This is a genomic window from Mesorhizobium sp. M5C.F.Ca.IN.020.32.2.1 (genome assembly GCF_004023105.1).
Taxonomy (GTDB): domain Bacteria; phylum Pseudomonadota; class Alphaproteobacteria; order Rhizobiales; family Rhizobiaceae; genus Mesorhizobium; species Mesorhizobium wenxiniae.
The window spans coordinates 1-10,237 of the sequence record NZ_RZSX01000123.1; the positions used below are offsets into that span (position 1 = coordinate 1).

The 10,237-nt window shown below is 60.9% G+C and carries 11 protein-coding genes and 1 pseudogene; 6 read left to right on the forward strand and 6 right to left on the reverse strand.

Annotated elements, in window-relative coordinates; translation table 11 throughout:
* From EOA86_RS08840 to EOA86_RS08860, 5 genes and pseudogenes are all read right to left on the reverse strand, one after another.
* A pseudogene (locus EOA86_RS08840) lies at window positions 1–639 on the reverse strand (phosphotriesterase); the annotation flags it as partial.
* 4 nt (window positions 640–643) lie between these two features.
* The gene (locus EOA86_RS08845) at window positions 644–1,654 is read right to left on the reverse strand and encodes an ABC transporter permease (protein WP_029355682.1); all 1,011 of its coding nucleotides are present in this window, start codon (window positions 1,652–1,654) and stop codon (window positions 644–646) included.
* Window positions 1,651–2,448: an ATP-binding cassette domain-containing protein gene (locus EOA86_RS08850; RefSeq protein WP_127211073.1), complete on the reverse strand. Its 798-nt coding sequence runs from the start codon at window positions 2,446–2,448 to the stop codon at window positions 1,651–1,653. Before EOA86_RS08850 ends, EOA86_RS08845 begins: the two co-directional genes overlap by 4 nt.
* A 75-nt stretch (window positions 2,449–2,523) precedes the next feature.
* Complete coding sequence (locus EOA86_RS08855) at window positions 2,524–3,462, reverse strand: substrate-binding domain-containing protein (RefSeq protein WP_029355684.1); 939 nt, start codon at window positions 3,460–3,462, stop codon at window positions 2,524–2,526.
* A 118-nt stretch (window positions 3,463–3,580) separates the two neighbouring features.
* A complete protein-coding gene (locus tag EOA86_RS08860; protein ID WP_065006311.1) occupies window positions 3,581–4,192 on the reverse strand; it encodes a cupin domain-containing protein in 612 nt (203 codons plus the stop codon).
* Window positions 4,193–4,216: 24 nt separating this feature from the next.
* Here EOA86_RS08860 and EOA86_RS08865 point away from each other — a divergent pair, with 24 nt between their 5' ends.
* The 5 genes from EOA86_RS08865 (at window position 4,217) to EOA86_RS08885 (ending at window position 8,511) form a co-directional block, all read left to right on the forward strand.
* Window positions 4,217–4,528 carry a hypothetical protein gene (locus EOA86_RS08865; protein WP_128341265.1) on the forward strand — a complete coding sequence of 104 codons (312 nt, stop codon included), beginning with the start codon at window positions 4,217–4,219 and terminating at the stop codon, window positions 4,526–4,528.
* Complete coding sequence (locus EOA86_RS08870) at window positions 4,518–5,450, forward strand: complex I NDUFA9 subunit family protein (RefSeq protein WP_245497190.1); 933 nt, start codon at window positions 4,518–4,520, stop codon at window positions 5,448–5,450. The genes EOA86_RS08865 and EOA86_RS08870 overlap by 11 nt, the downstream gene beginning before the upstream one ends.
* Before the next feature lie 109 nt (window positions 5,451–5,559).
* Window positions 5,560–5,796 (forward strand): hypothetical protein, encoded by a 237-nt coding sequence (locus EOA86_RS08875; RefSeq protein ID WP_029355687.1) that lies wholly within the window; start codon window positions 5,560–5,562, stop codon window positions 5,794–5,796.
* A 175-nt stretch (window positions 5,797–5,971) separates the two neighbouring features.
* Window positions 5,972–7,744, forward strand: coding sequence for an SLC13 family permease (locus tag EOA86_RS08880; RefSeq protein ID WP_128341268.1), 1,773 nt, complete (start codon window positions 5,972–5,974; stop codon window positions 7,742–7,744).
* Between the two features lie 218 nt (window positions 7,745–7,962).
* A complete protein-coding gene (locus EOA86_RS08885; RefSeq protein ID WP_206629981.1) occupies window positions 7,963–8,511 on the forward strand; it encodes a helicase HerA-like domain-containing protein in 549 nt (182 codons plus the stop codon).
* Here the strand turns inward: EOA86_RS08885 and EOA86_RS38520 are convergent.
* The gene (locus tag EOA86_RS38520) at window positions 8,504–8,659 is read right to left on the reverse strand and encodes a hypothetical protein (protein ID WP_164891638.1); all 156 of its coding nucleotides are present in this window, start codon (window positions 8,657–8,659) and stop codon (window positions 8,504–8,506) included. The two genes, EOA86_RS08885 and EOA86_RS38520, sit on opposite strands and share 8 nt — an antisense overlap.
* 289 nt (window positions 8,660–8,948) lie before the next feature.
* On the opposite strand from EOA86_RS38520, the gene EOA86_RS08890 reads away from it, so the two are divergent.
* A complete protein-coding gene (locus EOA86_RS08890) occupies window positions 8,949–9,887 on the forward strand; it encodes a GlxA family transcriptional regulator (RefSeq protein ID WP_348627917.1) in 939 nt (312 codons plus the stop codon).
* Window positions 9,888–10,237 lie beyond the last annotated feature (350 nt).

A 10,237-nucleotide genomic window follows, 5' to 3' on the forward strand; every position in this document is an offset into this window, starting at 1 on the left:
CAGCGGCACGCCCGTGATGCGCGAGGCCCGCGCCGAAGCTCGCAGTGACTTTCGTTCCTCGGAGGTGAAGTCCTTGCTGACGCCGACCTCGCCGATCAGACCGGCCAGGATCGTCGGCTGCATCTCGCCGCCGCCGACATCGTTGACGATGAATTCGGTCACCGCGTCGACATCCATGGTCTTCAGCCATTCGGGATGGGTGTGCTCCAGATAGAAGCCGGTGCCCATGACGATCTTCAGGCCGGACATGCGGCTGATGCGGGCGAGCTTTTCCGCTTCACGGCCGATGCCGATATTGGTCGCGTCGACGACGGTGTGGCCGCCGAGCGCGCGATAGCGTTGCAGCTCAGACAGCGCCAGGTCGCTGTCATCGAGCGAAACATTGTCGTGGTTGACGTAAGGGTTCATGCGCAGTTCGCCGATGATCTCGATGTTCACGGGCTGCTCGGCGAGCGCCATGTCGTCGGGATGACAGGGGCATTTCCAGGTGCGCGCGCCGTCGAGCAGGATGTGCTCGTGCATCAGCGTTACGCCCATTTCTTCGACCGGAACGGGGCCGAGCACGGTCATCACCTGGCCGGATTCGACCCCGATCGCCAGCCGCTGCCTGGGAGCTGCGTCATCGAAGAGATCACTCATAGGCTCAACGGCTCCGTACGGCGCCGCGGAACAGGCGGAAGTTCAGCCAGATGGCGACCAGGATGATCGTTCCGGTCACGATCGGCGTCAGGAAGGGCGACAGATGCGCCAGGATCAGGCCGTTGCCGATGACGGCCACGGTAAGCGCGCCGAGCACCGTGCCGATAATCGTTCCGCGGCCGCCGAACAGGCTGGTGCCGCCAAGCACGACCGCAGCGATCACTTCGAGCTCAAAGCCTTGCCCGGCGTTCGACGATCCGGATCCGAGCCGGGCCGCAATGATGATCCCCGCAAGTGCTGCCGCGGCGGCGGAAATCACGTAAACGAAAAGCGTCGTCAACCGCGTGTTGACGCCGGCGCGCCTGACCGCTTCGGCGTTGGCTCCGATGCCGGTCACGTAGCGGCCGAACGGCGTCTCGTTGAAGGCGATATAGGCGATCGCAAGGATCGCCAGCGCGATCAGCGCAGGCGCCGGCACGCCAAGAAACCAGGCGCGGCCTAGCACCGTGAAAGGGCTTCCCGGCTCGATGGGGATCGAGTAGCCGCCGGTGATCAGCAGCGCCACGCCACGGATCACCGAAAGCCCGGCAAGCGTGACGATGAAGGCCGGGATGCCCTCATAAGCAACGAAATAGCCTTGCACCGCGCCAAGCAAGGCACCCAGCGCAAGCATGGCCAGGATGACCGCCGGCCATGGCAGGCCCAGCTGCAGCAGTGTCGCCGACAACGTTGCCACCAGCGCCAGCACGGAGCCGACAGAAAGGTCGATGCCGCCCGTGGTGATGACGAAGGTCATCGCTGCGGCGACGATCAGCAGCGGGGCCGACTGCCGCAGGATGTTCAGCAGATTGGGCGACGTCAGAAAGGCGTCCGTCGTCACCGAGAAGATGACGCAAACCACAAGAAAGAACAACGCGATCGACACGACACTGCCATTGGCGAGCACCGCATCTCGCCATGTGCCTTCGCGAACCCTTCGAGACTGCGCGGAGTGGGTCGAACTCACGTCGCTCATGCCGGCGCTCCATCGCGATAGGCGCCGGTGGCCGAGCGAGCGCTGAATTTGCGGCCCACGATCAGGTTGACGACATCTTCGATATTGGTTTCGCCGATCAGCCGCTCGGCGACGTTGCGTCCTTCGTACATGACCTGAATGCGGTCGCATACGAGGAACAGATCCTGAAGGCGGTGGGTGATCAGAATAACGCTGACGCCGCGGGCGCTCACGGCGCGGATCAGGTCGAGCACAGCCTCGACCTCGGCGACGGCAAGCGCTGCCGTCGGCTCATCCATAATCAGCACGGACGGCTCGAACGAGGCGGCGCGGCCGATCGCGATCGACTGTCGCTGTCCGCCGGACAGGTTCTCGACCTTGAGCCGCGTGTCGGCGATAACGATGCCGAGTCGATCCAGCATCTGGCGCGTCTGTTCGTGCATGCGCTTCTTGTCGAGAAAGGAAATGCCGGCGATGCGGCGGCGCGGCTCGCGGCCGAGAAAGAGATTGCCGGCGACATCGACCGTGTCGCAGAGCGACAGATCCTGATAGACCATCTCGACGCGCGCTGCACGCGAATCCGCCGGCGAGTTGAAGGTCACCGGCATGCCATCGATCTCGATCGTGCCGGCATCGGGAACCACCGCCCCCGACAGCACCTTGCTCAATGTCGACTTTCCCGCGCCATTGTCGCCGACCAGTCCCAGGACCTCGCCCGGCTTCAGCACCAGCGACACATCATCGAGCGTCTGGATGGCGTTGTAGCGCTTTGAGATGCCGCTCATCCGCACCCGATAGGTCTCGCTACTGCTCATCTTGGATCCCACGGGATTTGCAAAGCGTCCGCGGCGTAGCCTCAAGCGGCGCCGCGGACCGGTCATCGACGCAGCTTACTGGAACATCGCGCGGTATTGCTCGACATTCTCCTTGGTCACGATCGTCACCGGAATATTGATGATCGGCTCGACCGTTTCGCCCTTCTTGAGCTTGGTCAATGCTTCGACAGCGGCCTTGCCTTCGCCGGCAGGGTCCTGCTGGACGACGGCCACCACCCAACCATCGTCAATGCCCTGAATGACCTGCTTGGTCAGGTCCCAGCCGAACACCTTGACGTCGCCGGTGCGGCCTTGGCTGGTTACGGCCGAAACAGCGCCGAGCAACGCCGGCTCGCCGGTCGCATATAGCGTCGTCATGTCCGGATTGGCGGTCATCAAATTCTCCGAAGCGCTCATTGCGGTCTCCTGAACATTCTGGCCGTCGACCGTGTCGAGGAAGGTGATCGCCAGGCCGCTGTCGGTGACCGCCTTCTTGAAACCGTCGAGCCGCTGGTTCTGGATGAACGAATTAAGCGCGCCGACAATGCCGATCTTGGCAGTGCCGCCCATCTCCGACTTGACATAGTCCGCGTAGAATTTGCCGATATCCTCGCCGGCCTTGGCGTTGTCGACACCGATGAACGCAACGTTGTCGCCGTCGGGAATCTGGGCGTCGATGGCGATTACGGGGATGCCGGCCGCCTTCGCGGCGGTGATTGCAGGCTTGACGCCGTTCACGTCGATGGCGACTAAAATGATGCCGTCGACTTTCTGTGTGATGTAGTTCTCGATCGCGTCATTTTGCGCGCTCGGCACGTTGTTGGCATTGAAGATGACCAGCTTGGCGCCTGCGGCGTCGGCGGCCTTCTGCGCGCCCTCATTGATCTGGTTGAAGAACAGGGCCTGCTGGTTGATGTTGACGAGAGCGAACGTATCGGCGAACGCCGATCCCATCGCGGTCGAGCAAATGGCGATGACGGCGGCGCAACGGAAGAGAAGTTTGAACGGACGCATTTACGGTTCCCCTTGCTTGCGGGCCAAACCTGTTAGGCTGGTCCCATTGGTGCTACAGGCACGAGGCAACATTCAAGAGACTTGAATACTTGTCAACGAATTTGATCTCTGAGCGCCGTCAGAACGTCGCCGGCGTGTTGACCCAGAAAATGCTGGCTCTCTCCTTGCCGATGTTGCGGTAATGGTGCGGCAGCTCCGACCTGAACACGAACGCATCGCCAGTGGCGAGATCATGGCTCTTGCCATCGACGATCAGCTTGATCCGCCCAGCGAGCACATAGCCGACTTCCTCGCCGACATGCTGGATGGGACCTTCGCTCTCGCCGTCCGCCTCGATATGATGGATATTGCACTGCAGCAGGTGACCGGGCGAATACGGAATGATGCGCTCAAGCGAAATGCCCTCGCCGCGCCTCAGCGCGTCGAGCGAGATCAATGGCCGCGCGCCTGCGCGGAACACGATCGCCTCGTCGTCGTCGACCTGTTCGAACATCCAGCCGATATTGGTCCCTAGAACTTCGACCACGCGGTGAAGCATGGGTAGGGATGGCGAAGCCTTGCCGTTCTCGATCTTGGACAAAAGGCTTTCAGAGCAGTTCGCAGCTGTCGCCAGCGTCTTCAGCGTCATGCCCCGTGTCTGCCGGGCGAGGCGCAACCGCGTTCCAAGTCGCGCGGCATTTACGCTGGCGTCCGCTTCAGACTCTGGCCGTCGCCGATCGATTTTGTTCATCCGTTCGCCAACCATTCAACAGTCATGGGACAACTGTCGCGCGAGCAAAAGACAGCGGCGACCGATTTGCAAGCGATGATTTGTCAATTTCGGCGCTGCAGTGCCTCGACCAGTCTTGATAGCACGGATAAAGCAACTCAGCGTCAAACACTCGCCTTCTTCTATGGCGACATCGGCCGTTCCCCGATCAACCCAGCGCTGACTGGAACAAAAAGCGTTCCTGCGTTGTTCTCCAACCGTCCTGATGTTCGACGGCTGGTTCATACGCCGGCCAGGGGCAATCCTCGCGGCAGGCGCCTGGCCGGCACGCGAAGAAGGGATGGCGATGGATCCTGACGATCTCAACACGGAACGGATCGCCACTGTGTTCGGCGGAACAGGCTTTCTCGGGCGCAGGATCGTGAAGCGGCTCCTTGAAAGAGGCTTCACGGTCCGCGCCGCATCCCGCCACCCGGCTCGTGTGGGCCCGGTCTTTTCTTCGACTGCAAGGATGCCTGAAGCCGTCGAGGCGGATATATTGGATGCGTCCTCGATCGGCTCGGCCATTGCCGGATCACAGGCGATCGTGAATGCTGTCAGTCTTTATGTCGAGCAGGGTGCGCAGACGTTTGAACGCGTGCATGTGAAAGCTGCCGCTGATCTCGCCGCTGCGTCGCGCGATGGCGGGGTAGACCGGTTCGTCCAGATTTCGGGGATCGGCTCCGATTCTCAATCGGATTCGAAATATATTGGGGCACGTGGTCGCGGAGAAGAGGCGGTGGCGAGCGCATTTCCCGGCGCCTTCATTGTTCGTCCCGCGGTCATGACAGGACCTGACGACGTTTTCCTCACGACGATTGTGAGGCTGATACGTCTCCTGCCGGTCTATCCGCTGTTCGGCGATGGTGGCACACGGCTTCAGCCGGTCTATGTGGCAGACGTCGCAGAAGCAGTGGGCCGGCTTATCGACGGGCGAAACCACAAGGGCTCATTTACACTCGAATTCGGTGGCCCGCGCATCTACACCTATAAGGAACTGCTGCGGGAGATCGCCCGACAGCTCGGTACCCATATCAGGCTGATGCCGGTGCCGTTTGCGGCGTGGGGCGCCTTGGCCGGCGTCGCGGAACTCCTTCCGGCCGCGCCCATAACGCGCGACCAGGTCGATCTTATGCGGCACGACAATGTGGCAGCAATCGGCGCGCCTGGCCTGAAGGAACTCGACATCGAGCCGCGGGGCATCGAGGAGGTGATCCGCTTGATCGATCGGCGCGCGTGACGCCGGCTCGCGCTCGTCTCCTGCTTAATGACTCTACGATCCTGACGGGAACCTGTCGCCATGCGGCGGGTTGGTCGAGCTTGAGCCAATGAAGACGAAGGAAAGAACTATGGCCAGATGCGATCAATGCGGGAATGACTACGACAAGGCTTTCGAAGTGAAGCTAGCCGAGGAAACCTATACGTTTGACAGCTTCGAATGCGCGATCCACAAACTTGCGCCGCTCTGCCCGCATTGCGGGTGCCGGATCATCGGACATGGCGTCGAACAAGGTGACATTATCTACTGCTGCGCACATTGCGCCGCGGAGGAAGGTGCAAGCGCACTGACCGATCGCGCACCTTGATGCAACGCTACTAGGATGGCCCCCAAGAGGCAGGACCATCGCCGACACCGGCTTGTTCGCAAGCATGGAAGCTCAGCATTTAGAACCGTGTCAGCAAAACCGTGACCAGCGAAAGCAACAAAAGGGCGGTTCGGCCGTTCTGATCAGCCGCATTAGCGGCGGAGCATCCGAAGACATGACTACGCCGCAAATTCTGTCGTTCGCCGTCATCTTCGTGATGATGGCGGCGCTCGTTTGGGGTCGGTATCGATATGATCTGGTCGCAGCCGCGGCACTGTTGCTTGGACTCGCGGTTGGCATCGTGCCTTTTGACGAGGCCTTCAGCGGGTTCAGCGACGATATCGTGGTCATTGTCGGCAGTGCCCTGCTGGTGAGCGCAGGCATAGCCCGCTCGGGCATCATGGAAATCGCCATCAAGCGCTTTGTTCCCAACTTATCGGGCGTTCGGTCGCAATTGGCCCTGCTGGTGATCGTGGTCACGATCCCGTCTGCCTTTGTAAAGAATATCGGTGCGCTCGCTATCATGATTCCGATCGCCTTCCAGTTCGCGCGCCGGTCGAGCGTTTCACCCTCGATATTCCTGATGCCTATGGCGTTCGGATCACTGCTCGGCGGGCTCATGACGCAGGTGGGAACATCTCCCAATATCGTTGTGTCCCGTGTGCGGGAGGAGCTGACCGGCACCGCCTTCACAATGTTCGACTTTACACCTGTTGGAGCCGCCCTAGCCGCCGCCGGAACGATCTTCCTGCTGCTTTTCTATTGGCTGTTACCGGTGCGCGAAAAGCTCGGCGGTTCGCTGAATGAAGCCATCGCCATCAAGAATTACCTGACAGAGGCTCGAATTGTCAGCGATTCCACGGTGCTTGGGAAAACCGTCGCAGACCTCATTAAGCTGTCCGGCGGCGATGCTATCGTGACGTCGATCCTGCGCAACCGGACTATGCGGATGACACCACTGCCCGATGTTGTCCTCAAAGCGAACGACATCCTGCTGCTCGAGGGCGACCCAGAGGCGCTGGATCGCCTTGTCTCGCAGGGCAAGCTCAGCGTCACGGGCAACAGGGCCAGTGGGGACAACACGACCAGCGAGTTGGTCGCTATCGAAGCTGTCATCGGTGAAAGCTCCCCTTTAATCGGCTGGACAGCCCAGCGCCTTGCCCTCTACCACCGCTTCAATGTCAACCTCCTGGCTGTCAGCCGTCACGGCGAGCGCCTCGACCGCAGGCTGGCCGAAATCCAGCTAAGGCTCGGCGACGTCATCGTGTTGCAGGGCAATGCAGCCACGATACCCGAGATACTGCGTGAACTCGGCTGCCTGCCGCTGGCGGAAAGGGCTATCCTGCTTGGTAGCGTGCGTAAGGGTGTCGTGCCGGTATCGATCCTTGCTCTCGCGATGGTGGCGACTGCGTTCGGGCTGCTCCCGGTCTCCGTCGCTTTCTTTGCGGCCGCGGTCGGAATGGTGCTTTTCAGGGTCATTCCGGTCCGGGACGTCTACCAATCGCTGGATGGTCCAATCCTCATCATGCTCGCCCTTCTCATTCCAGTGAGCGATTCGCTACGCAGTACAGGGGCCACAGGAGTAATAGCCGGCGAGCTTGCCAGACTGGGCACCGTTCTTCCGGCGCCCGGCGCATTGATGCTCATCCTTGTCGCTGCCATGGCCGTTACACCATTCCTCAACAATGCCGCCACCGTTCTGGTCATGGCGCCCATCGCCGCCGAATTTGCTGGCGATCTCGGCTACAGACCGGAAGCATTTCTGATGGCAGTCGCCATTGGCGCCGGTTGCGATTTTCTCACCCCGATAGGCCACCAGTGCAACACACTCGTCATGGGGCCTGGGGGCTACCGTTTCAGCGATTATCCACGCCTGGGACTGCCGCTATCGTTCCTCGTCATCATCGTTGCTGTGCCGATGCTAATGATCGTATGGCCAATGAACTGATATGCGATACAGGCGCAATCCGGCTCGAACTTTCGCCGGCCGGCGAAAACAACCCCCTCTCTGCATGATGGCCATGCTTTGATATTCCGATCGCCGGCGACGGATTGTTAACCACACCGGAAGCACAACACTGCCAGAGGTGATGCGTCTGCCGAGGTGATATTTCATGCGTCGAGAAAAAAGAACGGCAGCAAGCTACCATCTGGTTATCGCGATCTGTGGCTGCAGCGTTGCTGTTCACCGATGCACCGAAGCACCTGGTGCATAAGGTCGAGCGGCTGGTTCGCTTCGTGCGCTCGAAGGGCGTGGGTGTGTTCTTCGTCACGCAATCGCCGACCGACGTGCCGGCGGCGGTCCTGGAACAGCTCGGGACGAGGATCCTGCACGCCATGCGCGCGCGCACTGCGGAGTCGCTGAAGAAGATCAAGGCAGCTGCCGATACAATTCGGCCGCGCAAGGGCTTCAAGACTCGAGAGGAGTTGCCGGTGCTGAAGATCGGCGAGGCGCTGATCTCGGTCATTGGAGAGGACAATGTGCCAAGCGAAGTCGAGAAGGTGAAGGTGATCATGCCGGCCGGGCAGATCGGACCGATTCCGGATGAAGAGCGCAAAGTCGTGCTCGAGTCGACACCCCTGCGGAAGAAATACCACCACGGCTCGACGAGCACGCCGCCGACCGCGCATTCAACCGGCGCATGTTGGTGGCGAGGGGCATCGACCCGAGTCCGGAAGGCGAGGCAATCGAGCCCGTGCCGAACCTCTACCTGAGCACGTCCCGTCGATCGACATCAGCACGGAGCCAGGCAAGGGTCTGAAGCGCCGGGTTGTCGGGATCGCCGCGTGGGGTATGGTGGCGGTCGTCCAGAACGAGAATCGCCGAGAACGCCTTTTGGCCGGTCACGACATCGGGCAGCAACTGCTTGAGTCCATCACGGCCTCTTATCCGGAGGCGGAAGTCGATCAGGCACGCATGAACCAACCTCTCCGCCTTCCGCGGGTCCGTGACACGCCAACAGCGGCGGACTCCGAACGGAATGGCGACGCAAGCCGCCGGAGTGTGACACACGTTGTAACCGGCAAAGAAAATACTGGTGTCGATAACGTATTCGCGACATGCTGTTCGCGATACGGAATTAGCCACAGTGAACATAGCCGAACATCCCATTAAGCGCTCTCTCGTCTTCTTCCTGGTGCCGGATTTCACTATGGTCGCCTTTGCGACCGCGCTGGAGCCGATCCGCATCGCCAACCGGATGCTCGGTTACGAAGCCTACAAGTGGCGGCTGGCCAGTATCGACGGGCAGCCCGTGCCCGCTTCAAACGGCGTGTTATGTGCCGTAAACACGTCGTTGGAGGACGAGCGGCGTAAGATGGCTGGTCCCGACAGGCCTTCGATGGTCATCGTCTGCACCGGCATCAACATCGAGGGTTATTCGAACAAGTCTGCCTTTGCCTGGTTGCGCGAGGAACATAATCGCGGCGTTGCGATCGGCGGACTCTGCACTGGTGCGCATGTGCTGGCGGCTGCCGGATTGCTTTCTGGCAAACGCTGCGCCATCCATTGGGAAAACCTGCCGGGCTTCGCCGAGGCATTTCCGAAGGCCAATGTTTTTGCCGACCTTTTTGAGGTCGACCAGAATATCTATACATGCGCCGGCGGCACGGCCGCTCTCGACATGATGTTGAAGCTGATCGGCGATGATTTCGACGACGCTCTGGTCAGGCAAGTATGTGAGCAGGTGCTGACTGATCGAGTGCGCAGCCCTGGCGATCGCCAGCGGCTACCTCTGCGAGCGCGGCTCGGCGTTCAGAACTCGAAGGTGCTTACGATCATCGAACTTATGGACGCGAATCCGTCCGAACCGATATCGATTGGTGATATTGCCGACCATGTCGGGCTGTCGCGACGGCAGATCGAGCGTCTGTTCCGCGTCGAGATGGGTCGATCCCCCGCCCGCTATTATTTGGATATCCGCCTCGAGCGCGCGCGCCATTTGCTGATCCAGTCAGCCTTACCCATAGTCGAAGTGGCCGTCGCGTGCGGCTTCGTTTCGGCGTCGCATTTTTCCAAATGCTACCGCGAACTCTACGCCCGCACGCCGCAGCAGGAGCGACTGGACAGGAAACACCTCGCCGCTGTCTAAAACGTCACCGGCATTGCCACATCCGCGACCGGTTCGGCCAAAGCTTCTCGCCGATCGCGGTCGCACTCGGTCTTGCGATGCGGCGCATCTCAGTCCGCCTGTTTTCGTCGCCGCCTCGACTGCACACCGCACGGAATCCGCAAGTCGCGGCAATAGAACGGGTCCCATTGGTCGAGTTGTCATTCATCCGAATGCGATCAGCAGATCCTTGGCGTCGATCTGATCGCCGGCCTTGACCAGCACTTCGGCGATTGTGCCGTCGCGCTCGGCATGCAATGCCGTTTCCATCTTCATCGCCTCGATCGACAGCAGCACGTCGCCGGCCTTGACCGCCTGGCCGGCGGCAACGG

Coding starts and splice junctions, on each gene's coding strand:
- EOA86_RS08845 (WP_029355682.1), bottom strand. CDS start 1,654: ATGAGCGACGTGAGTTCGACCCACTCCGCGCAGTCTCGAAGGGTTCGC.
- EOA86_RS08850 (WP_127211073.1), bottom strand. CDS start 2,448: ATGAGCAGTAGCGAGACCTATCGGGTGCGGATGAGCGGCATCTCAAAG.
- EOA86_RS08855 (WP_029355684.1), bottom strand. CDS start 3,462: ATGCGTCCGTTCAAACTTCTCTTCCGTTGCGCCGCCGTCATCGCCATT.
- EOA86_RS08860 (WP_065006311.1), bottom strand. CDS start 4,192: ATGAACAAAATCGATCGGCGACGGCCAGAGTCTGAAGCGGACGCCAGC.
- EOA86_RS08865 (WP_128341265.1), top strand. CDS start 4,217: ATGGGACAACTGTCGCGCGAGCAAAAGACAGCGGCGACCGATTTGCAA.
- EOA86_RS08870 (WP_245497190.1), top strand. CDS start 4,518: ATGGATCCTGACGATCTCAACACGGAACGGATCGCCACTGTGTTCGGC.
- EOA86_RS08875 (WP_029355687.1), top strand. CDS start 5,560: ATGGCCAGATGCGATCAATGCGGGAATGACTACGACAAGGCTTTCGAA.
- EOA86_RS08880 (WP_128341268.1), top strand. CDS start 5,972: ATGACTACGCCGCAAATTCTGTCGTTCGCCGTCATCTTCGTGATGATG.
- EOA86_RS08890 (WP_348627917.1), top strand. CDS start 8,949: ATGGTCGCCTTTGCGACCGCGCTGGAGCCGATCCGCATCGCCAACCGG.